At 72.4% G+C, this 24,972-nt stretch carries 21 protein-coding genes and 1 riboswitch; of the genes, 11 read left to right on the forward strand and 10 right to left on the reverse strand.

Annotation, left to right across the window (positions count from 1 at the left end; translation table 11 throughout):
* Positions 1-139: 139 nt before the first annotated feature.
* Positions 140-778: a class I SAM-dependent methyltransferase gene (locus tag ACZ68P_RS28365; protein WP_471011089.1), complete on the reverse strand. Its 639-nt coding sequence runs from the start codon at positions 776-778 to the stop codon at positions 140-142.
* Between the two features lie 146 nt (positions 779-924).
* A riboswitch (cobalamin riboswitch) is annotated at positions 925-1,105 on the forward strand.
* A gap of 51 nt (positions 1,106-1,156) precedes the next feature.
* Between ACZ68P_RS28365 and ACZ68P_RS28370 the strand changes: the two genes are divergently transcribed.
* Genes ACZ68P_RS28370 through ACZ68P_RS28380 form a run of 3 tightly spaced genes read left to right on the forward strand, consistent with a single transcriptional unit; the run spans position 1,157 to position 4,199 of the window.
* Entirely contained in the window at positions 1,157-2,218 is a 1,062-nt protein-coding gene (locus tag ACZ68P_RS28370) for an ABC transporter substrate-binding protein (RefSeq protein WP_471011163.1), read from the forward strand.
* 17 nt (positions 2,219-2,235) lie between these two features.
* On the forward strand, positions 2,236-3,393 hold the full coding sequence (locus ACZ68P_RS28375; protein ID WP_471011092.1) for a FecCD family ABC transporter permease: 1,158 nt from the start codon (positions 2,236-2,238) through the stop codon (positions 3,391-3,393).
* Positions 3,390-4,199 (forward strand): ABC transporter ATP-binding protein, encoded by an 810-nt coding sequence (locus ACZ68P_RS28380; RefSeq protein WP_471011095.1) that lies wholly within the window; start codon positions 3,390-3,392, stop codon positions 4,197-4,199. The genes ACZ68P_RS28375 and ACZ68P_RS28380 overlap by 4 nt, the downstream gene beginning before the upstream one ends.
* A gap of 108 nt (positions 4,200-4,307) precedes the next feature.
* Here the strand turns inward: ACZ68P_RS28380 and ACZ68P_RS28385 are convergent, their stop codons facing one another.
* Together ACZ68P_RS28385 and ACZ68P_RS28390 are read right to left on the reverse strand one after the other, a co-directional pair.
* Positions 4,308-4,652, reverse strand: coding sequence for a hypothetical protein (locus ACZ68P_RS28385; protein ID WP_471011098.1), 345 nt, complete (start codon positions 4,650-4,652; stop codon positions 4,308-4,310).
* Between the two features lie 181 nt (positions 4,653-4,833).
* Entirely contained in the window at positions 4,834-5,436 is a 603-nt protein-coding gene (locus tag ACZ68P_RS28390; protein WP_471011101.1) for a TetR/AcrR family transcriptional regulator, read from the reverse strand.
* Between the two features lie 153 nt (positions 5,437-5,589).
* Between ACZ68P_RS28390 and ACZ68P_RS28395 the strand changes: the two genes are divergently transcribed.
* Positions 5,590-6,033: a hypothetical protein gene (locus ACZ68P_RS28395; RefSeq protein ID WP_471011103.1), complete on the forward strand. Its 444-nt coding sequence runs from the start codon at positions 5,590-5,592 to the stop codon at positions 6,031-6,033.
* A 115-nt stretch (positions 6,034-6,148) separates the two neighbouring features.
* Here ACZ68P_RS28395 and ACZ68P_RS28400 read toward each other — a convergent pair whose 3' ends face one another.
* Positions 6,149-6,799, reverse strand: coding sequence for a DUF7691 family protein (locus ACZ68P_RS28400; protein WP_471011106.1), 651 nt, complete (start codon positions 6,797-6,799; stop codon positions 6,149-6,151).
* Positions 6,800-7,094: 295 nt separating this feature from the next.
* On the opposite strand from ACZ68P_RS28400, the gene ACZ68P_RS28405 reads away from it, so the two are divergent.
* Positions 7,095-7,517: an SsgA family sporulation/cell division regulator gene (locus ACZ68P_RS28405; RefSeq protein WP_471011108.1), complete on the forward strand. Its 423-nt coding sequence runs from the start codon at positions 7,095-7,097 to the stop codon at positions 7,515-7,517.
* 34 nt (positions 7,518-7,551) lie between these two features.
* Here the strand turns inward: ACZ68P_RS28405 and ACZ68P_RS28410 are convergent, their stop codons facing one another.
* A complete protein-coding gene (locus ACZ68P_RS28410; RefSeq protein WP_471011109.1) occupies positions 7,552-8,178 on the reverse strand; it encodes an NADPH-dependent F420 reductase in 627 nt (208 codons plus the stop codon).
* A gap of 354 nt (positions 8,179-8,532) precedes the next feature.
* Here ACZ68P_RS28410 and ACZ68P_RS28415 point away from each other — a divergent pair, with 354 nt between their 5' ends.
* Positions 8,533-14,706, forward strand: coding sequence for a DNRLRE domain-containing protein (locus ACZ68P_RS28415; protein WP_471011112.1), 6,174 nt, complete (start codon positions 8,533-8,535; stop codon positions 14,704-14,706).
* A gap of 164 nt (positions 14,707-14,870) precedes the next feature.
* On the forward strand, positions 14,871-15,200 hold the full coding sequence (locus ACZ68P_RS28420) for a hypothetical protein (protein WP_471011114.1): 330 nt from the start codon (positions 14,871-14,873) through the stop codon (positions 15,198-15,200).
* Positions 15,201-15,217: 17 nt separating this feature from the next.
* Here ACZ68P_RS28420 and ACZ68P_RS28425 read toward each other — a convergent pair whose 3' ends face one another.
* Positions 15,218-17,626 (reverse strand): SpoIIE family protein phosphatase, encoded by a 2,409-nt coding sequence (locus ACZ68P_RS28425; RefSeq protein ID WP_471011116.1) that lies wholly within the window; start codon positions 17,624-17,626, stop codon positions 15,218-15,220.
* 185 nt (positions 17,627-17,811) lie between these two features.
* Here ACZ68P_RS28425 and ACZ68P_RS28430 point away from each other — a divergent pair, with 185 nt between their 5' ends.
* The 3 genes from ACZ68P_RS28430 (at position 17,812) to ACZ68P_RS28440 (ending at position 18,833) form a co-directional block, all read left to right on the forward strand.
* Positions 17,812-18,105 (forward strand): hypothetical protein, encoded by a 294-nt coding sequence (locus ACZ68P_RS28430; protein ID WP_471011119.1) that lies wholly within the window; start codon positions 17,812-17,814, stop codon positions 18,103-18,105.
* A gap of 123 nt (positions 18,106-18,228) precedes the next feature.
* On the forward strand, positions 18,229-18,552 hold the full coding sequence (locus ACZ68P_RS28435; protein ID WP_471011121.1) for a hypothetical protein: 324 nt from the start codon (positions 18,229-18,231) through the stop codon (positions 18,550-18,552).
* A complete protein-coding gene (locus ACZ68P_RS28440) occupies positions 18,549-18,833 on the forward strand; it encodes a hypothetical protein (protein WP_471011123.1) in 285 nt (94 codons plus the stop codon). Before ACZ68P_RS28435 ends, ACZ68P_RS28440 begins: the two co-directional genes overlap by 4 nt.
* A gap of 6 nt (positions 18,834-18,839) precedes the next feature.
* Here ACZ68P_RS28440 and ACZ68P_RS28445 read toward each other — a convergent pair whose 3' ends face one another.
* Positions 18,840-19,412: an antibiotic biosynthesis monooxygenase gene (locus ACZ68P_RS28445; RefSeq protein ID WP_471011126.1), complete on the reverse strand. Its 573-nt coding sequence runs from the start codon at positions 19,410-19,412 to the stop codon at positions 18,840-18,842.
* 177 nt (positions 19,413-19,589) lie between these two features.
* Between ACZ68P_RS28445 and ACZ68P_RS28450 the strand changes: the two genes are divergently transcribed.
* The gene (locus tag ACZ68P_RS28450) at positions 19,590-20,522 is read left to right on the forward strand and encodes a GNAT family N-acetyltransferase (protein WP_471011128.1); all 933 of its coding nucleotides are present in this window, start codon (positions 19,590-19,592) and stop codon (positions 20,520-20,522) included.
* Positions 20,523-20,701: 179 nt separating this feature from the next.
* On the opposite strand, the gene ACZ68P_RS28455 is transcribed toward ACZ68P_RS28450, so the two are convergent.
* The 3 genes from ACZ68P_RS28455 to ACZ68P_RS28465 form a co-directional block, all read right to left on the reverse strand.
* The gene (locus ACZ68P_RS28455) at positions 20,702-22,195 is read right to left on the reverse strand and encodes a phosphodiester glycosidase family protein (protein WP_471011131.1); all 1,494 of its coding nucleotides are present in this window, start codon (positions 22,193-22,195) and stop codon (positions 20,702-20,704) included.
* Between the two features lie 56 nt (positions 22,196-22,251).
* On the reverse strand, positions 22,252-22,977 hold the full coding sequence (locus tag ACZ68P_RS28460; protein WP_471011134.1) for a peptidase inhibitor family I36 protein: 726 nt from the start codon (positions 22,975-22,977) through the stop codon (positions 22,252-22,254).
* Positions 22,978-23,112: 135 nt separating this feature from the next.
* On the reverse strand, positions 23,113-24,702 hold the full coding sequence (locus tag ACZ68P_RS28465) for a pectate lyase family protein (RefSeq protein WP_471011137.1): 1,590 nt from the start codon (positions 24,700-24,702) through the stop codon (positions 23,113-23,115).
* Between the last annotated feature and the right edge of the window lie 270 nt (positions 24,703-24,972).

Raw genomic sequence — 24,972 nt, forward strand, 5'->3', positions numbered from 1 at the left:
CCTCCCCTGGGTCCTGTCCGGACCCGACCCGTCATGATCACACGGGTGTGCGAGGGGCCGAGCGGCCCCCTCGCGACGGCGCGTGCGAGCCGGGGTGGGGAGTGCGGCACCGATCAGGCGGCACGGGTAGGGCGGTACGTCAGGCGGTACGGGTCAGCCGCCATACGTTGTCCACCCGGGTGCCGGACCTGCCGTCGGGCGAGGACAGCGCGCGCTCCACGCCCTCCAGGGTGTCCACCCGCCAGGGGTGCGGCAGGGCGAGCATCGCGAGCACGCCTTCGAGCGTGGGGAAATCGGCGTCGAACGGGTACTCGTGCTCCTCCATCCAGGAGGGCCATGCGGCGTGCATCGCGATGAGCAGGGTGCCGCCCGGCGCGACCGCTTCGGCGGCCGACCTGAACACCCCCTCCTGGTCCAGGGCGACGGGCGACTGGAGGAACTGGGCGCTCACCAGGTCGAACTCGCCCTTGGGGAAGGTCACTCCGAGTTCGTGCCGCTCGAACGCCACCCGGTCGGCGAGACCCGCGTCGGCGGCGTGGGCGGCCGCCCGCTCGAGGGCCGTGGCGGAGATGTCCACGCCGGTCACCCGCCATCCGCGCGAGGCCAGCCACAGGACGTCACCTCCCTCACCGCAGCCCAGGTCCAGGGCGGTGCCCGGCTCCAGGCCGGCCGCCTCACGGACGAGCAGCGGGTTCGGGTCACCGCTCCAGACGCGCGCGCTGGTGCTGTAGCGCTCCTCCCAGAACTCCGTCGGATCGGTGGGCTGCGGGGTCGGCATGAAGGCTCCTTCGAAGACGGTCGCTGGGTGCCGGCGGCACCTGGGCTCAGAGTCGCCAAGGCACGGGAAGACGTCAAACACGCTTGCCGATTCGGCAACTGCGCGGCGGAGCCCGGGACGTGCGCACTTTCGCTCCGCTCGCGCGGAACCGTAGGATCACCTGGTCATCACCGCGACGGGAGACAGGAAGCCGGTGCGAAACCGGCACGGTCCCGCCACTGTGACCGGGGAGTGCACCCGTCGAGACGCCACTGCGCGCACGCGTGGGAAGGCTGGGGTGTACGCCGATCCGGGAGTCAGGAAACTGGCCTGTCGCGGGCCCGATCCGAGGAGCGCGGACTCCCCAGGAGGCTTTTCTTGTACCCCAGCACGTCCGGCATGCCCGGCACACCCCCCGTATCCGGGGCGCCTCGTACGCCCGGCGCATCCCCCGCCGCCCGTCCGCGACGCCGTTCCGTGCGCGCCGCGGCCCTGGCCTTCGCCCTGTCGGGAGTCCTGCTCACCGGCTGCGGCAGCTCGCCGTCCACGGCCGCCGGCCCGAAGGGCCCCGCACCGGCCGCCAAGGGCTTCCCCGTCACCGTCGACAACTGCGGTACGCGCACCACGTACGACGAGCCGCCCTCCAGGGTGGTGACGATCCACCAGCACCCCGCGGAGCTGATGCTGGCCCTCGGACTGAAGGGCCGGATGGTCGGCACGGCGTTCCCCGACTCGGACGTCCTGCCCGCTTTCCGGAAGGACTTCGCGGCGATCCCGGAACTGGCGAAGAAGGAGCCGTCGTTCGAGTCCGTCCTCGACGCGGAACCGGACTTCGTCTACGGCGGCTACGCCAGCGCGTTCTCCGAGAGCGAGGGACGCTCGCGGAAGGCGTTCGCCGACGCCGGCATCGACACCTACCTCAACCGCGAGTACTGCGGGAAGAAGAAGGTGTCGATGACGGACACGTACGACGAGATCCGCACCATCGGCTCGCTCTTCGGCGTTCCGGAGCGCGCCGACGCGCTGGTGGCCGACCTCAGGGGCCGCGTCGCGAGGACGACGGAGGCCGTGAAGGGCGCGGCCGCCGTCCCCGTCTTCGTGTACGACAGCGGTGACAAGTCGGCGTTCACGGCGGGGGGCAAGAGCCTCGGCACCGAGGTCATCCGGCTCGCCGGGGGCGCCAACGTCTTCGCCGACCTGGACGACGTCTTCGGTGACGTCTCCTGGGAACAGGTCGTCGCCCGCAAGCCGGAGGTCATCGCCGTCTACGACTACGCGGGGGCGGACAGCGTCGAGCGGAAGAAGGAGTTCCTGCTGTCCCAGCCCGCCCTCGCCGAGGTGCCGGCGGTGCGGAACAAGCGCTTCGTGGTGCTGCCGCTGACCGCGACCCTGGTCGGGGTCCGCGCGCCGTACGCGGTGGAGGACCTCGCCCGCGGGCTGCATCCCGAGCGCTTCCGGTGACGGCCCCGGCGAACGCCGTGTCCGCCGCCGATTCCGCCCCCGTCTCCCCCGGCACCTCCGCCCGGCCCGCGGATCCGGACGTCCCCGGCCCCTCCGCCCGGGGCACGGACCCGCACCGGGGGGCCGGGGCGCGCCGCGGCGCGTTCCCCGTCGCCCTCGCCGTCCTGGCGGTCGTGCTCCTGGCGTCGATGACGGCGGGCATGGCCATCGGATCGGTGCACGTGCCTCCCGGCCAGGTGTGGGGCATCGTGACGCACGCGCTCGGTGCCGACTGGTCGGAGCCCACCTGGTCGTCGGCGCGCGAGACCATCGTGCTCGACGTCCGGGCGCCGCGCGTGCTGCTGGGGGCGGTGACGGGCGCCGGGCTCGCGGTGGTGGGCACCGCCATGCAGGCCCTCGTGCGCAATCCGCTCGCGGAGCCGTACCTCCTGGGGGTGTCCTCGGGCGCCTCGTTGGGCGCCGTCGCGGTGATCGTCTTCGGGGTGAACCTCTTCGGACCGGTCTCCCTGTCGGTCGCCGCGTTCGCCGGCGCCCTGCTGACCCTGCTCCTCGTCTACACCACGGCCCGGTCCGGCGGCCGGATCACCTCGGTGCGCCTGGTGCTCTCGGGCGTGGCGTTCGCCTCCGTCCTCACGGCGGTCATGGACGTCCTGCTGCTGACCAGTGACCGGGGCAACGAGGCGCGGGCGGTCCTCGCCTGGACCCTCGGAGGCCTGGGCGGTGTCCAGTGGGACACGCTGTGGCTGCCCGGCGCGGCGCTCGCGCTGGGCATCGCGGTCCTGCTGACGCGGACCCGTTCGCTGAACCTGCTGCTGGCGGGCGAGGAGGCGGCCGCGACGATGGGACTCGACGTGGCCCGGTTCCGGGCCCGGACGTTCGTCCTGCTCTCGCTGGTCACCGGCGTCCTGGTGGCGGCGGCCGGGCCGATCGGGTTCGTGGGGCTGATGATGCCGCACACGGTGCGGCTCTTCGTCGGCGGCGACCACCGCCGGGTGCTGCCGACGGCCGCCCTGGGCGGAGCCGTGTTCCTGGTCTGGGCGGACATCGCGGCGCGGACGATCGCGGCGCCGATGGAGATTCCCGTCGGTGTCCTCACGGCGCTGTGCGGGGGCCCGTTCTTCCTGTGGCTGATGCGCCGGGACGCCCGGCGCACGGCCGACCGGGGAGCGCCATGACGGCGGCCGAACTCGTCGTCGAGGGCGTCACGCTCACGGCGGGGGCGCACCGGCTCGTCCGGGACGTCTCGCTGACCGCCCGGCCCGGCGAGGTGATCGGCCTCGTCGGGCCCAACGGCAGCGGCAAGTCCAGTCTCCTGCGGGCCGTCTACCGCGTGCTGCGCCCGGACGGCGGGAGCGTGCGGGTGGACGGCACGGAGGTCCGGTCGATGCCGGTGCGGCGGCTCGCCCGCACACTGGCCGCCGTGGTGCAGGAGAGCGGTGCGGACTTCGACCTGACCGTGCGGGACGTGGTCTCCATGGGACGCACGCCGCACAAGCGGCTCTTCGACGGCGACACCGGTGAGGACGCCCGGATCGTCGGGGCCGCGCTGGAATCGGTGGACGCCGCCGAACTGGCCGACCGCTCCTTCGACCGGCTGTCCGGCGGTGAACGCCAGCGCGTCCTCATCGCCCGCGCACTCGCCCAGCAGCCCGCCCTGCTGGTCATGGACGAGCCGACCAACCACCTGGACATCCGCCACCAGCTGGAGGTTCTGGGTCTCGTGCGCCGGCTTGCGGCCACGGTCCTGGTCGCCCTCCACGACCTGAACCTCGCCGCCTTCTACTGCGACCGCCTCTACGTCCTGCGCAAGGGAGCGGTCACCGCCACGGGCACGCCCGCGGAGGTGCTCACCCCGGACCTGCTGCGGGGGGTGTACGGAGTGACGGCCGAGGTCGCCGTCCATCCGCGTACGGGAGCGCCGCAGGTGACGTTCCTGCCCGGGGAGGCCGACCTGCCCGCCCCCGCGCCGGGGCGCCGCTGACGAGGGCGTACGCGGGCCGAGTCCAGGGGGCCGGCTCCGAACCGCGGGGGCGCCGGATGGTCGGACGCGTCCGTGCCGCGGGCCGACGGCCCGCGGCACGGACGCGTCTCAGGGGTGGACCTGGATCTCGCCGATGCCTGAGCCGAGGCTCGAGCAGTGCGCCGTCGACTGGCCGGAGTCGCCGGGCGCGAGGGTGACATGGTCCCCGTCCGCGTCGGGGGACCAGCCGCAGACCAGGTGGACCCAGAAGGTCTGGGTCTGGGTGCCGTTGTTGGTGCACAGCGCCCAGCCGGTGTAGTCGTCGATGTTGTGCTTGCCGGTGTGGCACGAGAGCCCCGGCGGGGTGGCGGAGGGGGCGGCCACGGCGGGTGACACGGCGGCGGGCAGCGCCAGGACCAGGGCGGCGGAGGCGAGGAGACCGGCGCGCAGGGCCGCGCGCGCCGGGTCGTTCATGAGCGTCACGGTGCTTCTTTCCGTCAGGGGGGTGGGGTGCCTCCCCCACCCTTCCGCGCGCCGGAAGTGCCAAAACAGCGCTGGGATTCACGTTCGGTGAGCGAAAGGTTCCGGCACATCCGGGTACCACCCGCGCAAGGTCGAGGACCGTCGCGGAGAGGGGCTCCGGGACGCCGGCGCCTCAGTCTCCGCGAGGCGACTGCTCGCCGGTCCCCTCGGCGGCCGCGATGCCGGCGATCAGCGTGTCGAGCCCGCCCTTGATGCGGTCGAGGTCCCAGCCGCGCTCGGTGCGCTGGAACTCGAACAGGCCCGGTGTGTACGCCATGAGGAGCAGATCGGCGACGTAGGCGGCGTCCACGCCGGGGGCGAGCCGCGCGACCATGTCGACGACCTGCTCGTGATGCCGGCGGAACGGAGCGCTGCGATAGCGCCCCGCGGGCGCGCTGGACTCCGCGAGGAGCAGCAACTGCCGATTGGCGTCCACGAGGTCGGCCATGCCGTGCAGGAAGACGCGCAGCCGGTCCCGTGGCCCCGGAGCTCCGTCCTCGCAGTGGCGCGTGAACGTCTCCTGGAAGCGGTTCTCGTTGTCCTCGATCAGCGCGTAGACGAGCTCCGCCCGGCTGCGAAAGCGCCGGTAGACCGTGCCGACCCCGACTCCGGCCTCCTTGGCCACCGCGTCGAGGGACAGCTCGGCGCAGCCGTCCGCGGCGAGCCGGCGCCGCGCAGCGTCGAGGATGCGCAGGCGGTTGCGGGCGGCGTCGGCGCGCTCGGTGGGGGCGGTCATGCCGAGCAGCGTAACGGACGTAGCGGAGAGGTCTCCGCTTACCCCCTTGAGAAACGGATACCACTCCGCTTAGGGTGGCGACACGTCAACCGGAGAGCTCTCCGGTTGAAGGTCGGAGCTCCCCCGCCCCCTGTTCGCAAGGAGACGCACGCCATGACCGACGCACCCCCCGCCACGACCGCGCCCGCCCCGCTCCTCAACGGCCGGTCGATCGGCATCGCCTACCACGCGATCGCCGCCGTGCGGGACCGGCTCCTCGCCGGCGCGGGCCTGACCTTCCACCAGTCCGTGGCCCTCAAGGCGGTCGCCGACGGACTCGGCCGCGCCGGCGCCGTCGAGCACGTGACCGCGACGCTCAAGGTCGGCGAGGAGGAGGCGCGGGCCCTGCTCGACGGACTCACCGACGCCGGTCTGATCGACGCCGCCGGGACGTCCCTCACCGACGAGGGCGACAGCCGGCAGCGAGGGTTCACGGACGCCGTGGCCGGACTGACGGAGCGGCTGTACGGAGACCTGCCGGTGACCGAGCGCGAGATCGCCGCCCGCGCGCTGGCCCATGTCACGGCCAGGGCGAACGCCGAACTCGCCGCGCCGTAGGCGATCCGCACCCCCACGACCGCCGCCGCCCCCGTCGCCGACCCGCAGCCGGAGCGCCGGCCCCCGGCCCCGGGCCCGGCCCGTGCGACGTCGGGACGCACGCCACCCGGGCCGGTCAGGTGAGCTTGAAGAAGAGTGTGTCCTGGGTGTACCAGTCGACGTTCTTCGTGGCCGTCTGCCACTCGTCGTGCTCGAAGTCGAGCTTCTCGATGAGTTCCTGGACGTCGTAGCGGAAGTCGGGGTCCATCCGGTCCAGGACCGAGCGATAGGCGTCGGCGGCCGCCTTGGTCTTCGCCAGCGGCAGGTGCCCGATGGCGGGGTACCCGTCCATCGCGTACGGGAGGAAGGGGAACTCGTCGGGCAGCCCGCCGTAGAGGTACCCGTGGGGCAGGAGGTCGGCGGGCACGCCGAGGCGGCGCATCTCGTCGTCCACGAGGCCGAAGAACGTCGAGGGCTTGGAGTAGGTGCCCAGGTGGTAGGGGTCGGAGGCGTTGCGGTCGATGATGTGCTGCATCGCCGCGTGGTAGGCGTTGCCCGCGCACTCCGCGTCCGAGTTCGTGTGCCCGGCGAGGAGGTGGTCGAGGGCGTCGGGGATGGACAGCCCCCAGTCGACGCCCTGGGCGTCGAGGGAATCCTGGTGGGCCTGGGCGTACCTGCGGATGCCGTCGAGGATGCGGGCCTGCTCCGCCGTGAGATCGCCGTTGCTGCCCAGGAAGGCGAGGACGTGGGCCTTGTCGGCGGTGGAGTACTCGATGTTGTGACTCATGATCACCATGGTGCCAACCCGCACTGACATCCGGGCCCGAGGGGGCGGTGGGGAGCTCACCGCTTCGGCCGGGCAAGGCCCTTGTCGGCCCGTCAGACCCGCCCCGACCGTCGATCATACGAAGAGTCGACCCTCGAACGAATGATCATGCCGTTCCGTATTGACGCTCCGTACAAGATCTCGACACCTCCTTCTCCGTAGCCTCACATGATCGTGGCGTGATCACGGCCTGCGGGGTAACCGGAGCTGGATGCGCCACCGTCCCGGGGTGGCGCCCCCGACGCTGGAGCCCCCCATGCCCGAGACCGGTTCGCCCGTTCCGCCGCCCAGCCGTGAGATCAAGTGGAAGGCGACGGCCCACTTGGTCGCCGAGTCCTGCCGCGTCCCCCTCCCGACCACCGTCCGCTACCACTCCCGCTCGCCCTTCACCATCCAGCTCACCCTGCACACCCCCACAGGCGACGTGATCTGGAACCTGGAGCGGGACATGCTCTTCACCGGTACCGACAAACCCACCGGCATCGGCGAGGTGCACATCCGCCCCGCCCCCTACGACCAGGTCGTGCTGCGCCTGGGCGCGCCCTCCGCCTGCGCCCTGCTCACCTTCGAACGCAGGCACGTGCTGCGCTGGTTGAGCACGTCGTACACCCTCGTGCCGGCCGGCACCGAGAGCGACCACATCGACTGGAAGCCGTTCCTCGACGTCCTCGCCGGATGAACGGCGGCCGGGCGCCCGCCGCCTGAGACAGCCCTCAGGCAGAGGGCCGGGTGACCACCTTGATGTTGAAGACGTGGGAACCCACTCCGCCCGCGATCCCCATGAAGAGCAGGGCGAAGTGCTCCTGGCCGCGCGCCGTGGTGATGCCGCCGATATCCAGCTGGGCCGACGCGGGCCAGCCGAGGTCCGTGAGCAGCCGGCCCGTGGTCCGTTTCGCCTCGGCGTCGTCACCCGAGAGGAAGACCGTACTGGGGCCGTCGAGGCTGTCCGGGGCGGCCATCACGGTCGAGTCCATGGTGCACAGCGTCTTCACGACGGGGGTGAGGGGGAAGGCCTCCTGAATCTGTTCGCCCAGGCTGCCGTTGGGGTGCGAGAGCTCGGTGAAGTCGTCGGAGAGACCCACCCCCACGTCGACGAGGAGGATGCCCGCCAGCGCCGGCGCCCCGATGGAGCGCAGGAGCTCCACCGAGACCGCCCCCGGGGTGGCGTTGACGAGTACCTCCGCGTGGGCGGCCGTGGCGTCGAGGCCCGCGACGGGGAGCCCCAGACCCGATCGGTCCTCGGGCCGCCGGGAGCCGAGCAGTACGTCGTGGCCGGCGGCGCTCCAGCCGTGGGCCAGCGTGCGGGCGACGTTTCCGGTGCCTAGTAGTCCTATGCGCATACGGCGACGCCAACCACCGCCGTGGCGTGGCGAATCGGTCCGTGGGACCGGTCGGTCTGCCACCAAGGACGTAGGCCGCTCGTCCCGGGCCCGCCGGCCGTCCGCCCGCTCCTCCCGGGCCCGCCGGCCACCCGCCCTCGCGTCCCCTCCCGCCCGCCGGACCGCCCCTTCCGGGCCCCGCGCCGCCCGACCGCTCGTCTCCGGCCACTCGATTTCGGCCGGGCGGGTTCGAAGGCTCAAGAGAACCTCTGAAGGTTATGAAGGTTTCCTTCCGCGGGGGGGCGGGCGTTCGGTGATCCGCAAATCTGTCTGCCGTACGAACTGACGTGGCACAGACAAGATGTGGGAGGGATTGTGCCCAACAGACCCCCGTGGTCGAGGACACGCAGATCAACCCGGCAGCGGCTCCGCCTCATCGCCGGCGCCGTCGCCGCCGTCCTGGCCGCCGAGACGGCCGTGGTCGTCGCCACCACCGGCCAGGCCGTCGCCCTGGGTTCGCGGCAGCCCACCGCGCGCACCGCCGCCGCGGAGGCCGCGCAGGGCCCCGCCGTGGCCCAGGACGAGGCGTCCGCCCGGCTGACGGCTCGGCTGCAGAAGCGCAGGATCGAGGTCCTCTCGGCACGCACCGAGACCTCGGCGACGTACGTGCTGCCCGACGGTCAGATGCAGACGGCCGTCTACGCCGCGCCGGTCCGCGTCAAGCGCGGCGACACCTGGCAGGACATCGACACCACGCTCGCGGACGCCGGCGCCGACCTGAAGCCCCGCACCGCGACGGCGGACATCGCCGTCTCCGACGGCGGCGACACCAAGCTCGCCTCCGTCGGCCGCAGCGGACGCAGCTTCGCGATGGGCTGGGAGAAGAACCTGCCCGCGCCGAAGCTGAAGGGGGACACCGCCGCGTACGACCTGGGCGGCGGCCAGACGCTGAGCGTCACCGCGCTGCCCCAGGGCTTCTCGCAGAACGTCCACCTGGCCAAGGCGCCCACGGCCCCCGTGACGTACCGCATCCCCGTCGAGGCCAAGGGACTGAAGCTGTCCCAGGCGACCAGCGGGCGGCTGCTGCTCAAGGACCCCGCGGGCAAGCTGGTCGCCGAGGCGCCCGCTCCGATGATGTGGGACTCCTCCAAGGACCCGCGCTCGGGAGAGTCCAAGCACCTGGCCAAGGTGCCGGTGAGGATCGAGACGGCGAAGGACGGGAAGCAGACCCTCGTCCTGACGCCCGACCCGGCGTACTTCACCAAAGACCTGACCTACCCGGTCACGGTCGACCCGACCTCGACGCTCGCCGCCTCCACCGACACCTGGGTGGCCACCAACTTCCCGGACTCCCAGGTGTCGTCGCCCGAGCTGAAGTCGGGCACGTACGACGGCGGCACCACCAAGGCGCGCGCCTATCTGAAGTTCGACGTCTCGGCCTTCAAGGGCAAGCGGGTCAACGACACGAACCTGGGCCTCTACTCGTACTACTCGTCGACCTGCCAGACCACCGGGTCCGGCACCCAGGTGCGGCGCGTCACCGGTGCCTGGGACTCCTCGGCGATCACCTGGGGCGCGCAGCCCGCGACGACCGACGCCGGTGCGGTCACCAGCACCGCCGCGAAGGGCTACAACACCAGCTGCCCGGCCGGCACCGTCGACTTCGACATCGACACGATCGTGCAGGCGTGGGCCGACGGCCAGCCCAACCACGGTCTGCAGATCCGGGGCACCAGCGAGACCGACTCGCTGACCTGGCGACGGTTCCGCTCGGCGAACTACGTCAGCGGTGACCACGCCCAGGAGCCGCACCTGACGGTCACCTACGACTCGTTCCCGGGTTCGCCGACCGCCTCCGCGATCTCGCCGTCCGCCGTCAACGCCTACAACGGCATCCGGTACGTGACGTCGCTGACCCCGACCCTCTCCGCCAAGGTCACCGACCCCGACGGCGCCACGGTCCGGGCCCAGTTCGAGATCACCCCGGACCCGGCCTACAACGACACGACGTACACCTACACCGGTACGAGCGCCGCCGTGGCCTCCGGGTCGAACGCGACGCTGACGATACCGACGGCCAACAAGCTGCCGTCGGGGCCGAAGCTGCGCTACCGCGTGCGCGGGTACGACGGGACGTTCTACGGCCCGTGGAGCGCGTACATGCCGTTCGGCGTGAACACCGCCAAGCCGGCCGCGCCCGCGATCAGCTGCCAGACGTACGACAAGGACACCTGGACCGGGCGTGCGAGCGGACCGGTCACCTGCACCCTGGACACGGCCACCGCGGACGGCCAGGGCTACTCCTGGGGTCTGGACGACGCCAATCTGCCGAACCGCGTGGACGACACCGTCGACGGCACCGGCGGCGACCCGCTGACCATCTCCGTCGACCCGGCGGACGGCTGGCACACCCTGCGGGCGAAGACCGTCGACTCCGGCGGCAACCTCTCCGCCGACGTCACCAGCTACAGCTTCGGGGTCGGCGCGGACGGGGCCGCCGTCATCGCTCCCTCCGACGGCGACGACACGGCCCGGCGCATCGCCCTGCAGGCCAAGGGCAAGGCCGAGTACACCGGAGTGACGTACCAGTACCGCCGCGGTGAGACCGACGCCTGGAAGGCCGTGCCGGCCGCCCAGGTCACCACGGCCACCGGCGGGGCCGTCAGCTGGCCCGCCCAGGTCACCTCCGGCACCGCGCCTCCGCTGGTGTGGGACGCGGCGACCTCGCTGGCCGAGGACGGCGTGCTGGAGCTGCGCGCGGTGTTCGACGCCGGCACGGCCACCACGTACAACTCCCAGGTCGTCGAGGTCACGCTCGACCGGCAGGCGGGCAACGCCCCGAGCCTGGAGGTCGGTCCCGGCTCGGTCAACGCCCAGACCGGTGACTTCACGTACAGCGACACCGACGCGGAGGTCTTCGGCCTCTCCGTCGAGCGTTCGCTCTCCTCGCGACGGCCGGTGGCGCAGGACGTCCAGGAGGGCCAGGCCGGGATCTTCGGTCCCAACTGGTCCTCGGGCGTGAGCGCCGAGGACGCGGGCACCGACTGGACGGTGCTGCGCAGGACGTCGGCCACCTCGGTCGAGGCCCTGGACTCCACCGGTGTCGCCACCGCCTTCACCGCGACCAGCGGCGGTGGCTGGAAGGCCGAGTCGGGCTCCGAGGACCTGACCCTGACGGGCTCGCTGACCGGCACGTTCACACTGAAGGACACCAGCGGCACGGTGAGCGTCTTCCGCAAGGTCGACGCCGCCGCGGCCTCCTGGACCCTGGCCACCACCGCGCTGTCGGTCGACGACTCGACCACCACCGTCGTGTCCGAGAAGGTCACGGTCGGCGGCGCTGTCCAGTCCCGCCCCAAGTACCTGATCGGCGCCACCTCGGCGGTCGACGCGGCCACCTGCCAGGCGACGCCCGCCACGAACGGCTGCCGCGTCCTGGAGTACGTGTACGCGTCCTCCACCACGGCGACGGCGACCGCGTTCGGCACCTACGCCGGGCAGGTCTCCCAGATCAGGCTGTGGGCCGCCTCCCCCGGCGCCGGCGCGGCGACGGCCGAGACCGTCGCCCAGTACGCGTACGACGCCTCCGGGCGGCTGCGCGAGGTGTGGGACCCACGGATCAGCCCCGTGCTGAAGACGGCGTACGGCTACGACAGCGCCGGCCGGGTCACGACGATCACCGAGCCCGGCGAGCTGCCGTGGACGCTGACGTACGGCAAGGCGGGCACCGCGGTCACGGCCGGCGAGGGCATGCTCCTGTCCGCTTCGCGGCCGACCCTGAAGCAGGGCAGCGCCACCGAGACCGACGGCGGCAAGGCCGTCACCACGGTCGTCTACCAGGTGCCGGTGTCCGGCGTCTCCGCCCCGTACCAGATGAACGCGGCCGCGGTCGCCGTCTGGGGCCAGAGCGACGCCCCGGTCGAGGCCACCGCCGTCTTCCCGGCGGACCAGGTCCCCGCGTCCAACGTCGGCACGTCGCTGGCCGCGAACGCGTACGGCCGGGCGACGATCGTGTACGCCGACGCGTCGGGCCGTGAGGTCAACACCGCCCAGCCGGGCGGCCACATCGACTCCGTCGACTACAACCAGTACGGCTCCGAGGAGCGCTCCCTGACCGCCGGCAACCGGGCCCTCGCGCTCGGCGCCACCGACGCGGCCAAGGCGGAGCTGACCCGGCTCGGCATCATCGACGCGACCGTCGCCGAGCGCGCCGAGCAACTCTCCACCCGCACCGTGTACAGCGCGGACGGGCGCCGCGAGACCGAGGAGTCCGGCCCGCTGCACCTGGTCACCCTGGAGCGCGCCCTGACCGGGGGCACCGCCGAGGGGACGCTGCCCGCGGGCAGCGAGGTCCCGGCCCGCACCCACACCGTCAACACCTACGACGAGGGCCGGCCCGCCGACGCGGCGGTGCAGGACCTGGTGACCACCACGGTCACCGGTGCCGCCGTGCCGGGGTACGCCACCGACGCCGACCGCCGCACGACGGCGACCGGCTACGACTGGGCCTCCGGCCAGCCGACGCGCAGCGTCGTCGACCCGGGCGGCCTGGCGATCACCACGACCACGGCGTACGACGCCGCCGGCCGTAAGACCCGGGAGACCTCGGGCCGTTCCGACGGCACCGACGCCCTGACCACGCTGACCGAGTACTGGTCCGCGACCGGCACCGGCACCTGCGCGGGCAAGCCCGCCTGGGCCGGTCTGGTGTGCCGCACCCGCCCGGCCGGGGCGGTCACCGGGGGTGGCTCCCACCCGGCCGAACTGGCGGCCAAGACCTTCGGCTACGACCGCTGGGGCAACGTCTCCACGGTCGCCGAGACCGCCAACGGGGTCACCCGCACCACCACGATCACCACCGACACGGCGGGCCGGCAGATCAAGTCCGCCGTCACCGGCGGCACGGGCACCGCGCTGCCGGAGGCCACGACGGTCTACCACCAGCAGAACGGCGAGGTCGCCTCGCAGACCGCCGGCGGCGCCACGGTGTCCTACGGCTACGACGCGCTCGGCCGCCGGATCAGCACCACCGACGGCAGCGGCAACACCGTCACCACGGCGTACGACGCCCTGGACCGGCCGGTCCGGGTCTCCGACTCGGCGCCGTCCACCACCACCTACACCTACGACACGGCCGTCGAACCGCGCGGTCTGGCCACCCGGGTCACCGACTCGGTCGCCGGTGCCTTCTCCGGCACCTACGACGCGGACGGCGAACTCGCCACCGAGACGCTGCCCGGCGCCCTCACCCTGACCGTGGACCGGGACCCGGCGGGCAACACCACCGCCCGCAGGTACGCGTCCGCCGACGGCACGGCCCTGCTGTCCGACACCACCGGACACACCGCGCACGCGCAGCAGGCCGGGCACAACCAGTCCGACGGCACGGCCACCGGCACCGCCTACACCTATGACGCGGCGGGCCGGCTCGTGACGGCGAAGGACACCGCGGACGCCCTGTGCACCCGCAGGTCCTACACGTTCGACGCCAACAGCAACCGCACCGGCCTGACCACGGCCGACTGCTCCGAAGGGGGGACGGCGAGCACCAGCGTCTCGCACACGTACGACAGCGCCGACCGGATCGTCGACGGCGGCTACGCCTACGACGCGTTCGGCCGCACCACCGCGACGCCGGCCGGTGCCCAGCTCACGTACTACGCCAACGACCTCGTCCACAGCGAGACCGTCGGTGACCGCCGCCAGACCTGGAACCTCGACGCCACCGGCCGGCTGGCCGCGTGGACCGTGGAGGCCAAGGGCACGGACGGCACGTGGACGCGGACCGAGTCCAGGACGCACCACTACGGCACCGGGGACAACCCGACCTGGACCGCGGAGGACGCGCAGGGCACCGTCACCCGCTATGTCAACGGGCTCAGCGGCCAGTTGACCGCGACGACGGACAAGACCGGCGGGCTCGTCCTGCAGTTGCTCAACCTCCACGGCGACGTCTCCGTCCAGCTCCCGGCGGACACCACCAAGGCGCCCGTGGTGCTGCGCACCGACGAGTACGGCAACCCGACCGAGGGCACGGCCGCCGCGCGGTACGGCTGGGTCGGCGGGCACCAGCGCTCCTCGGAGACGCTGAGCGGCTCCACCCTGATGGGCGTCCGCCTCTACTCGCCGGTCACCGGCCGCTTCCTGCAGGCCGACCCGGTTCCGGGCGGCTCGCTCAGTGCCTACGCGTACCCCGGCGACCCGGTGAACGCGCAGGACCTGGACGGCCAGCGCTGGAAGAAGAAGAAGGTCTGGAACGTCAAGAAGAAGAAGGCCAAGAAGCTGGCCCGTGCCCTCAAGGCGGGCGCGCGTCTGGTGTCGGCCTTCGGCCGGATCGGCCTGACGATGCCGGCCTTCTGGGCCAAGATCGCGGGCCTGGCCCTGGAGGGCATCGGCGGCGCGATGCGGTGGTTCGCCACCGAGATCCAGATCAAGAACGCGATGCCCAAGAGCAAGGGTGTCAAGATCACGGTCGGGATCTGGCAGCACAAGGGCTTCTGGTCCTGGGTGATGTACCCGAAGATCAAGGTCAACCGCTGGAAGAAGTAGCGGCTTGAGGGGAGGGGGCCGATCCGCGGCGACGCCGTGCGGCCCCCTCCCCGTACCTTTTCCCGTTCCCCCGACCGTTCTCCTGTCGGTCCGCTGTTCCGTTCGCCTTTTCGTTCGTACGCCCGGCCCGGTGCGGCCGGGCCCCCGGAAGCGAGGACGTCTCCGTGATCGTGTTCCAGGCCGCCTTCCTCCTGCTCCTCGCCGCCCAGGCCGTGCTGGTGGTACGGCACGGCCGCGGCTGGCGGCTGGAGTCCGCCGTCACCGCCGGGTTCGCCCTGGCCTTCCTTGTCCTGCCGCCCACCGACGGCCGGTCCCTCATGGAGACCGCGCTCCGGGTGTACGTGGCCGTGGGCATCGCCCCCCTCGCCGAGAAGGCGCTCCGCAAGGCCGGCACCCGGCGCAAGGACCTCGACGACCTCCGCTCCCCCCGTTTCTGGGCTGCGGCGGCGCTCTGCGCCCTGCTGGCGGCGCTGGTGGCGCGCGTGCCCGTGTAGGCGGCCCGGGGACCCGCTCACGGCGGGAGCGGCTGTTCGGCCCAGATCGTCTTGCCCGTCGCGGTGTAGCGCGTCCCCCACTGCTGGGTCATCTGCGCGATGAGGAAGAGCCCGCGGCCGCCCTCGTCCTCGCTGCCGGCGCGCCGCAGGTGGGGCGAGGTGTGGCCGGTGTCGGAGACCTCGCAGATCAGGGTGCGGTCGCGGATGAGCCGCAGCTGGACGGGGCCGGAAGCGTAGCGGATGGCGTTGGTGACGAGTTCGCTGACGACCAGTTCGGTGGTGAACAGGAGTTCGCCGTCGAGTCCCCACGCGTCGACCTGATCGGTGGCCAGGGCGCGAGCCCGGCCCACCACCGCGGGATCGTCGGCCAGCTCCCAGGCGGCGACCTCCTGGCGGTCGAGGATCCGGGTGCGCACCAGGAGGAACGCCGCGTCGTCGCCGACCGGGCCGGGCAGCAGCGTGGTGACGATCCGGTCGCACAGGTCGTCGAGGGGCGGCGGCCGCTCGCCGGGAGGGCCCCGGTGCCCGGCGAGGACGGCGTGCAGGGCGTCGAGTTCGGCGTCGCGGTCCCGGCCCCGGCCCTGGACCAGCCCGTCGGTGAACAGGGCGAGCACGCTGCCTTCGGGAAGGGAGAACTCGCGGCTCTCGAAGGGCAGACCACCCAGACCCAGTGGCGGCCCGGCGGGCAGGTCGGGCTGGGTGACGAGACCCGTGACGGAGTCGACGACGGACGGCAGCGGGTGCCCGGCACGGGCCATGCTGCACCGCCCGGTCACCGGGTCGTACACGGCGTACAGGCAGGTCACGCCGAGGGCCGCGTCGTCGGTCTCGGCCTCCACCGCGGCCTGCTCGTGGACGTCCTGGGTGATGAGTTCGTCGAGGCGGGTGAGGAGTTCGTCGGGCGGCAGGTCGAGCCGGGCGAGGGCGCGCACGCTCGTCCGGATGCGGCCCATGGTGGCGGCGGCCCGCACCCCGTGGCCGACCACGTCGCCGACCACCAGGCCGACCCGGGTGCCGGACAGGGCGATCACGTCGTACCAGTCGCCGCCCACCCCGGCGCCGCTGTCCGCCGGCAGGTAGCGATGGGCGACGTCCACACCGGTCAGCCGGGGCAGGTGCCGGGGCAGCAGGCTGCGCTGGAGGGTGAGGGCGGCCGCGTGTTCACGGGTGAAGCGACGGGCGTTGTCGATGCTGACGGCGGCCCGGGCCACCAGTTCCTCGGCCACGAGCAGGTCTCCGGCCTCGAACGCGTCGGGGTGGCTGTCGCGGCGGAAGGTGACGACGCCGAGCGGGGCGGCCTCGGTGCCCAGCGGTACGGCGAGCCGCGTGTGCGTGCCGTCCGGGGCCGTCGAGCGCTCCAGGACGGAGACCCCGTCGGCCAGGCTGCGGGCCTCGAGCGAGTCGGCCACGTGCGTGACCGGCCGGGGCCGGCGCGCCTCGCGGTCCGCCGCCGTGCCGGGCGGCCCTTCCCACACGCGCACGACACGCCTGGTGGACGCCGTCCCCGGCGTCGGCTGCTCGCCTCTCGTCACGACGTCGATGAGGTCGACCGTGACGCCGTCGGCGAACTGCGGGACCGCCACGGCCCAGAGTTCCTGCGCCGTACGGGTCATGTCCAGGGAGGTGCCGACGCGGGCGCCGGCCCGCACGAGCAGGTCCAGGCGCTGCTGGGCGAGGTAACGGTCGGTGATGTCGACCGTCTCCTCGCACACGCCCAGGGTGGTGCCGTTCGTGTCCGCGAGCCGGTAGTAGGAGCAGGACCAGACGTGGTCGTGCTCGGGGTCCGCCGGCGGGCGGCCGCTGTAGTGGAGTTCGATCACGGGCTCGCCGGTGTCGAGCACCCTGCGCATGGTCTCTTCGAGGGTGGCCGGGTATCCCGGGGTGAGGATCTCGCCGTCGGTGACCATCTCGTCGGGGCCGAGACCGGCGTACTGCGCGTCGCCCATCTCGCGGCAGAGGGCGTGATTGGTCCACACGACCAGCAGGTCGGTGTCGTAGATGGCGAGGCCGACCGGCGACTGGGTCGCCAGGCCGCGGAGCATCGACTGGAGCGCCTCCCAGCGTTCCGTCTCGTCCGCGTCCGCCATGCAGAGCAGCCGGGCGGGCCCGGCCCCGGTGTGGGACAGCGGAAGGCTCGCGGTCGCCACCCGGACGAGCCGGCCGTCCCGGTGGCGCATGCGCAACAGCTCGTGCCGGGCCTCGGCGGCGCCCGGGGGAGCGGCGGCGGGGTCCCGGCCGGAGCGGTCGACGACGAGCGTGCGCAGGGGACGACCCACCACCTCGTGCGGCGGGTGACCGAGCAGCGCGCAGGCGGCCTGGCTCCAGCCGACGACCGTGCCGTCGGCATCCAGGACGGCGGTCGCCGCTTTCGTCACGTCGAGGGGGCCGCGGAAGCCGGCGTCCTCGGCCGCGTACACCGCGCTCATGGCACCTGCCTTCCTGCGTACCCTCATAGTCGGTCGGCGGCCCTCGCGGCACAACCGCGCCCGGCCCGCACGGGCGGCGCCGACTGGTCCCGGCGACGGGATGGAGGCAGGCTGGTGATACGGGCGTCCGGGTGTGGACGGCGCGCCGAACAGAGCGCCTGCCCGGGCCGGGAAAGGCCGCCACCATGCGTATGTTGATGAAGGTCCAGATGGACACGCAGATCTCCAACGAGGCCATCAAGCAGGGCACCTTGCAGAAGATCATGGAGAAGGCGATGGAGGCGATACGCCCCGAGGCCGCCTACTTCACCACCGAGAACGGCAGTCGTACGGCGTACGTCTTCTTCGACCTGGCCGACTCCTCGCACATGCCGAAGACCGCCGAACCCTTCTTCATGGAACTCGGCGCGAAGATCACGTACACCCCGGTCATGAACCGCGAGGACCTGGGCAAGGGCCTGGCCGCCCTCGAAGGCTGAGGCCGGGCCGGAGCGCCGGGCACGCCCGTCGCGACCTCCCCACGCGAAACCCGTGGCCGTCCTCTCCCGGTACGCCGTCGCCGTCAGTACCGTGGTGACCGTACGAGAGTGAGGAGGCCTCCCATGAGCGCGCTGCCGCACCACACGCCGGCCCCGGCGTACGCCAGCCCCTACCGGATCGAGGCGCACGAGGGCCCGCAGACGCTCGCCGAGCTCCGCGCCGCCCTGGCGCTCATCGACTCCGCCGAGCTGACCGCCTTCAACGCCAGGCTGGACGCGGCCCGATTCGGCGCCGACCAGGCGGCCGTGATCACCGAAGCCCGCCACCTGGTCGCCCTGCGGACCCGGCCGGAGGTTCCCGCCGCGGTCCAGGCCTCCCTCGACGGGGCGACCGACCTCATGCACGTGGACGACCTGTGGGCCGAACTCGACAAGGGTGTCGCGTGACCCACTGGCACGTCCTGGTGCCCCGACGGCTCTACACCGAGTTCGCGCACCTCTCCCCCGGCGGCCGCCGGGCGGTGCACGACGCCCTCGCTCTCCTGGCCGAGGACCCGCGGAGCCAGGCATCGGCCGCGGAGCCGATCCGGACCGTGGAACTCCGCCGCCTCACCACCGAGCCGGCCACGGACACGGGCGCGACGGTCACCCTCCTCTACCGCGTCCACGAGCCGGAGGGCGGGAGACCGGGACGCGTGGAACTGATCTTCATGCTGGCCGGCCCCTGACCGGCCTCAGCGGCCGAGCCACCCCCGCAGCGCCCTGCTGACGGCCGGCATCGCCACGTACGTCATCAGCACGTTGAAGACGCACGCGATGACCGCGCTGCTGACCGCGAGCGGCAGGGCGGTCAGGCGGGGCACCAGGACATAGCCGCCCACCAGCGAGATGGGGTAGATCGCCAGGGTCGCGCTGATCGCCATCTTCCACCGTGGGGGAGCCGGCCGGGTCGAGCCCGGCTTGGCGAACCAGGTCTCCATGCCGGTCAGTCGGCGCCGGGCTATCTCGGTGTGGTGGTGTCCTTCGCAGTCGGCGAACCACGCCGCCCGCTCCGGTGACTCCTGCCAGGCCCGGCAGGCCGCCGCGTCGCGGAAGCGATGGACCAGGAACCAGGGGGCCTCGCCGCCGGAGGAGCGGAAGAGGCCGTGGCCGAGATGGCCGGGGAACTCGGCCGCGCTGCCCAGGATGCCCTGCGCCCACCGCTCGAAGTCGGCCTCGTACCCGGGCTCCACCCGGCGCGCTATCAGCAGGGTCACCTCGCCGGTGTCGGCGGGCACGGTGGTGTGCTCAAGGCTCACCGCAGTCACTCGTACTCCTCGTGATCACGCCGCGCCGCCGCCCACTCTACGCCGCGCCGCCCCGACCCGGGCCGGGCCCGCGGCCGGGCCTCCCGGCGGGCCGGGAAACCGGGTGGTCCGCGAGCCCCGACGGCGGCTAGGTTCTCGGGGCGACCACGCCCCGCCCCTGCTGCCCGAAGGCATTCCGTGACTGTGATCCGCACCGCCCGTCCTCACGAACTCCCCGCGCTCCTGGAGCATCCCGGCGACGCCGAGCGCAACGCGGCGACCCGCGCCTACCTCGGCCACCTGCTCAGCACCACCTGCACCCGGCCCGAGTGGTGTCTGGTCGCGGAGGACGGCGCCGGCCGGTTGGTCGGCAGCGTGGTGCTGTGGACCCTGCCGGGCCAGGACGTCCCGTACGCCTTCGTCCTGTTCGAGGCTCCGGTCGACGAGCCTGAGACGGGCGCGGCGCTGCTCGAGGCGGCGGTCGCGAAGGCCCGCGCCTGCGGCGCGGACGAGCTGGAGCACGTGGTCGACTCCCCCGCGCAGGCTCCGCAGTTCCAGCGCGACCCGGAGCGCAGGTGCGCACTTCTGCGGGATTCCGGCTTCCAGGTGGTGCGCGACGGTCGGAGGTTCGCCCTGCGGGTCCCCGGCACCCTCCCGGCGGACGACGACCGGCTGACCTTCCGCAGCCTCGCCGACCTCGGCCCGGAACCCTTCGTCGACCTCCTGGCGGAGCTGCTCGCCGAGACCGCCGATGCCCGGCTGGGCGCCGACGTGAAGCGGTGGGGGGCCCGGCAGGCCGCCGCGCGGCTCTTCGAGGAGACGGCCGAGCTGCGCCACGAGCCCACGTGGTGGGAGATCGGCCACGACGCGGACGGCAGCCCGGCCGTGATCAGTCTGCCGGCGGAGAACCCGAGCGTCGCCGTGATCGCGTTCGTCGGAGTCGCGCCCGCGCACCGCGGCAAGGGGTACGCGGCCTCGGCGGTGGTACGCGGCACGCGCATCCTGGCGGCGAACGGCGCCGAGGAGATCCGTGGGGACTGCGACGCCGCGAACACGGCCATGGCGAAGGCGTTCACCAGGGCCGGCTACGAGAACTTCGCCGACCGGCTGGAGTTCAGCCGCTCCCTCTGACCGGCGGGGGCCGGTCCCGGGGGGCGGCGGCCGGAGCGGGGCGGCCTCCGAGCGGGCCGCCGGCGCGGGCGGGGCCGGTGCGCGCCGGCGCCGGGCGGTGGGGCACACCGCCCGGCGCCCGCCCCGCCCCACCGGCAGACCGTGCGCCGGGGCGGGGCGGAGCGTGGGAAGGCGTCGGGCTACTTCTGCGGGTAGCCGCCCCGTCCGATGTAGAGCGCGTCGGCCACCTGGCGTTCGGTGCCGGGAGCGGGCCCGTCGGTGAGACCGCTCTGACGGGCCAGCTCCGCACCGGTCAGCAGGGTCGTCGAGCCGCCGCCGTCGAGGTTGACGACGTCCATGGCCCCGAGGGTCATGAGCGGCACCGCGACCTCCGTGAGGAACCCGCCGTCGGGCGCGTACGTGTCACGGGGACCGGAGAGCGTGGCGATCAGCGTGCGCCCGTGGTCGTCCACGCCCAGCACCGTCCGCGTGTCGCGACAGAAGTCGGTCTTCACGTAGTCGGCGCTGGTGACGAGCGTCTTGCGCGCGCCCGTCACGTCGTAGAGCCGCCCGCAGGAGCCGTAGGCGTACTCCGACGGCCTGTCGATGCCGTAGTGGCTCGTGCCCGCGGTCACCATCCGGTCCCCGCCGGCGATGATGTCGACCGACTCGTCGAGCGGCAGCTCGCGCGGGACGCCGCTGCCGTCGAAGCTGTGGTCGACGACCTTCTGGTCGACCGTCAGGACGGCGCCGGCCTGGTGCTGCCGGTACAGCCAGTCGGCCTGGTGATCGCCGATGGCCTGGAGGATGTACTCGCCTTCGGGGACGGTGTGCCCGCCGCGCTCGGCCCACCCCTCCACGATCGTGCCGGTGGGGTCCAGCCGCACCTCGTAGCCCGCCTGGTCGTCGGCGGCGATCTTCTTGTTGACGTCCCGCTTCGGCGTCGGCATCTCGTACGTGTCGTCGAACAGCACGAACTCGGTCGGGTCCGTGTAGGCGGCGATGGACTTGCCGTAGGCGTCGGTGTACGGGCCGACCTTGCCGGCCTGGTCGTCGGCGTCGCGCGGGCAGGCCAGCGCCCCGCCCGGGTTGCGGTTGACGTCGTCGATCCGCTGGGTCTTCTCCCCGTACGGACTCTCCTTGGCCTCCTTGTCTCCGCTGACCGTGATCACGGTCTCCAGCGGGGCGATGTAGGGGATGCCGTGCTGGAGGACGACACCCTGACGCGGATCGCTGGAGGCGGTCGTGCAGTTGGCGGAGGTCAGCTCACCGTCGCGGGCGGAGATGCCGAAGGTCTGGATGGTCTCCGGGGTGACGCCCGGTGTGCCCTCGTTGGCGAAGTAGCTGCCGTTCGCGCCGGCGATCGGGAGGTCGGGGAGCTTCGCCAGCATCGTGCGGACGCTCTCCTCCTGCCCGCCCCTGAGACCGTGGGTGCTCTCGAGGCGCAGAGCGCCCTTCGCCGGGTCCATCCGGATGATGTTCAGCTCCCGCGGGGCACCCGCGCGTATCGCGTTGGGCGCCGATTCTCTGTACCGGAAGTGCTCGACCCCGGGTGCGAGCGCTCGGTTCTCCAGCACGGTCCAGTGCGCCAGAGCCGGTGCGCCCTCGGCCGTGGTCGCCGCGCTCTCGGCAGCACTGGTGGCGCCGGGAACGGCCAGGACGAGAGCGGCGGTCAGCGCGGTGGCCGCGGCCACCAGGGCTCGGCGCGGTGAGCGGGGCGAGTGCCTAAGTGAGTGCGTAAGTGAGTGCGTCATGACGGGCAGACCGTGTCCTTGGGGGTGGCGAGGATCCTGTGTGACTGGAACGTTCCGTCGAAGGCGCCCTCGAGGCTGGTGGTGTCTCCCCGCACCACCTTGAACGCCTTGTCGCCCGTGGCGAACTGGCCGGTCCAGTCGGTGGCGTCGTAGAAGCAGACGGCCCTGCCCGTCCGGTTGCGGACGGAGTGGACGCCGGTCTCCCAACCACCCGAGTAGGCGCGGTAATCGGTCGCAAGCTGGGTCATCTGACCGCGGCCGCCCGCCTCGCGGAAGAGGCAGAGCCTGCCCTCCTCGCACCGCTCGAAGCCGGTGAAGCAGCCGGCCTGGGACGGGGACAGCTTGTGGGAACTGACCATGGCCGGGAGCGTGCCGCCGCTGCCCGCGTTGGTGATCCGCGCCAGGTCGCCACTCTGGTTCGGCTTGATGATCTGGACCGTGCCGCCGTACTGCGTGTTCTCGTACAGACAGGCCCAGTAGGGGGTGTTGTTCGCCAGGGAGACGGCCTTCTCGTTCCAGGCGCTGTCGTAGGACGTGGCCTTGGAGGCCGCGTCGAGCGAGAGGCGCTGGGCGGTACCCGCCCCGCCCTCGCCGGTGTAGAGGCAGAAGGTCTGCTTGCCGCAGTCGTCGTACGCAGCGCTCGCCGGCAGGGCGAACAGCAGGGAACAGAGGACTGCGAGGGCTCCCACGAAGAGGGAGCCGCGCGCGATATGGGTGTTCACCGACCGAGGATAGGCCAGTGACCTGGAGTGACATCCTCCGCCGTCGGGTTCGGCGGCGGATCGGGCCGAGCCCACGGCGCCCACCCGGCCGAAGGGCCGGGTGGGCGCCGCCGTCATACGCGGATCGCTCGGCCGTCAGGCGTAGGTCTCGTACTCGGCGACCTTCGGCGTGCCCGTCGAGCCGGTGATCTCGAAGGTCAGCTTCTGCAGCGACGTCGCGGGGAAGGAGATGAGACCCGCTCCCGTGCCCGTCGTCAGGACGGCGCCGGTGTCGGCGTTGACGACCCGCCAGGCACCGATGCTGCCGGCGGAGCCGGACGCCTCGCGGATGACGATCTTGGAGACGGAGGTGGCGGAGCCCCACTTGATCGAGATGGAACCGGTCGAGCCGGCCGGTGACCAGTAGGTGCTCAGGTTACCGTCCCGCACGTTGCCGAAACTCGTCCCGCTCGCCTTGCTGGAGCCGTCGGAACCGGCCCCGATGCTGAGGTTGGTGCCGCTGGGCTGGGTCGGGCCCGGCGTGGGCGTGGTCGGGGACGGCGTGGGGTTGGTGGGAGACGGCGTGGGGTTGGTGGGTGAGGGCGTGGGGTTGGTGGGTGAGGGCGTGGGGTTGGTCGGGGAGCAGGAGCCGTTCGACACCTGAAGTCCCTTGTTGGCACCCGCCGTACGGCTCACGACGTCCGGCACGCAGTTGGCCGCGTCGAGGGTGTAGGCGTACGGAATGCTGACCGTGGTGTTGGACTGCGGGTTCGGACCGGCCGGCTTGTTGTCCGTACCGGGGCTCGACCAGGTGACGTTGTCGAAGATGTTGCCGCTGACCTGCCAGTAGCCGGCGGCGTCCGTGTAGAACGTGCCCAGGACGTCCTTGGAGTCCTTGAAGTAGTTGTTGTCCACCTTGGCCCGCGCCCCGGCACGGGAGTTGATGCCGGACTCGTTCAGTTTCGCGTAGTAGTTGTTGTAGATGTGGGCGATACCCCCGCGCAGCAGGGGCGCGCGGGAGTCGATGTTCTCGTACAGGTTGTGGTGGAACGTGACGAAGCCGTTGGAGAGGTCGCTCTCGCTGGACCCGATGAGGCCGCCACGGCCCGAGTTGCGCAGGACGCTGTAGGACAGGGTCACGTACTGCGTGTTGTCCTTCATGTCGAAGAGGCCGTCGAATCCCTCCGACTCCCCGCCCGACGCCTCCAGGGTGACGTGGTCGACCCAGACGTTGCGGACGTTGCTCTCCATGCCGATGGCGTCACCGCCGTTGGAGAGGGGCGACCCCGACTTCTTGACGTTCCGTACGGTCACGTTCTGGATGATGACGTTGCTGGTGTCCCGGATGTGGATGCCCAGCTGGTCGAAGACGGCTCCGCTGCCGACCCCGACGATCGTGACGTTGCTGATCTGCTTGAGCTCGATCACGCCATCGGCGGTGGAGCAACTGCCGCCCGACACCTTGCTCGTGTTGCCGTGGTTGATGGTGCCCTCGACCTCGATGGTGATCGGGGTGCTGCTGCTCGCCCGGCCGCACAGGGCCGCGTGGATCGCGGTTCCCGTGGTCGCGCGCACCGTCTGCCCGCCCGCGCCGCCGGTGGTCCCGCCGTTCTGGGTCGCGTATCCGGTGGCGCTGCCGGTCGCCGCCGCCGATGCCTCCGGCATCGCCAGCAGGACGCCGGCCGCTGCCGCCACGGCCATCGTGGCCAGCGCCGCGTTGAGTCGCAGTGCGACTGGTCGTCTCATCCTGGTCTCCCATTCGTCTTCACATACCGGGTGGTCCTGCTCCGTGCCGTGGTGACGCGGCCTGCCGGCGAGGGGAACGCCCCCGGCGCACGGGTGTCGGCGCCCGTGCTCGGGTGTTCCTCTCGGCGTGGTCCGGTCCGGCCGACGACAGTGGTGCGGCATGGACCTTGCGTGGCAGTGCCGGATCGTCGGCGGCTCGTGCGCGGGGTCGCGGAGCACACCGCGACGGTCGCCTCAACCGGAGCGATCCTTGTAACTCAGAAAGCGCTT

It is taken from the genome of Streptomyces sp. NPDC036822, from assembly GCF_055609145.1.

Excerpts from the sequence above, each read along its gene's own strand:
- ACZ68P_RS28365 (WP_471011089.1), bottom strand. The coding sequence starts at position 778 with ATGCCGACCCCGCAGCCCACCGATCCGACGGAGTTCTGGGAGGAGCGC.
- ACZ68P_RS28370 (WP_471011163.1), top strand. The coding sequence starts at position 1,157 with ATGCCCGGCACACCCCCCGTATCCGGGGCGCCTCGTACGCCCGGCGCA.
- ACZ68P_RS28380 (WP_471011095.1), top strand. The coding sequence starts at position 3,390 with ATGACGGCGGCCGAACTCGTCGTCGAGGGCGTCACGCTCACGGCGGGG.
- ACZ68P_RS28385 (WP_471011098.1), bottom strand. The coding sequence starts at position 4,652 with ATGAACGACCCGGCGCGCGCGGCCCTGCGCGCCGGTCTCCTCGCCTCC.
- ACZ68P_RS28390 (WP_471011101.1), bottom strand. The coding sequence starts at position 5,436 with ATGACCGCCCCCACCGAGCGCGCCGACGCCGCCCGCAACCGCCTGCGC.
- ACZ68P_RS28395 (WP_471011103.1), top strand. The coding sequence starts at position 5,590 with ATGACCGACGCACCCCCCGCCACGACCGCGCCCGCCCCGCTCCTCAAC.
- ACZ68P_RS28400 (WP_471011106.1), bottom strand. The coding sequence starts at position 6,799 with ATGAGTCACAACATCGAGTACTCCACCGCCGACAAGGCCCACGTCCTC.
- ACZ68P_RS28405 (WP_471011108.1), top strand. The coding sequence starts at position 7,095 with ATGCCCGAGACCGGTTCGCCCGTTCCGCCGCCCAGCCGTGAGATCAAG.
- ACZ68P_RS28410 (WP_471011109.1), bottom strand. The coding sequence starts at position 8,178 with ATGCGCATAGGACTACTAGGCACCGGAAACGTCGCCCGCACGCTGGCC.
- ACZ68P_RS28425 (WP_471011116.1), bottom strand. The coding sequence starts at position 17,626 with ATGAGCGCGGTGTACGCGGCCGAGGACGCCGGCTTCCGCGGCCCCCTC.
- ACZ68P_RS28430 (WP_471011119.1), top strand. The coding sequence starts at position 17,812 with ATGCGTATGTTGATGAAGGTCCAGATGGACACGCAGATCTCCAACGAG.
- ACZ68P_RS28435 (WP_471011121.1), top strand. The coding sequence starts at position 18,229 with ATGAGCGCGCTGCCGCACCACACGCCGGCCCCGGCGTACGCCAGCCCC.
- ACZ68P_RS28465 (WP_471011137.1), bottom strand. The coding sequence starts at position 24,702 with ATGAGACGACCAGTCGCACTGCGACTCAACGCGGCGCTGGCCACGATG.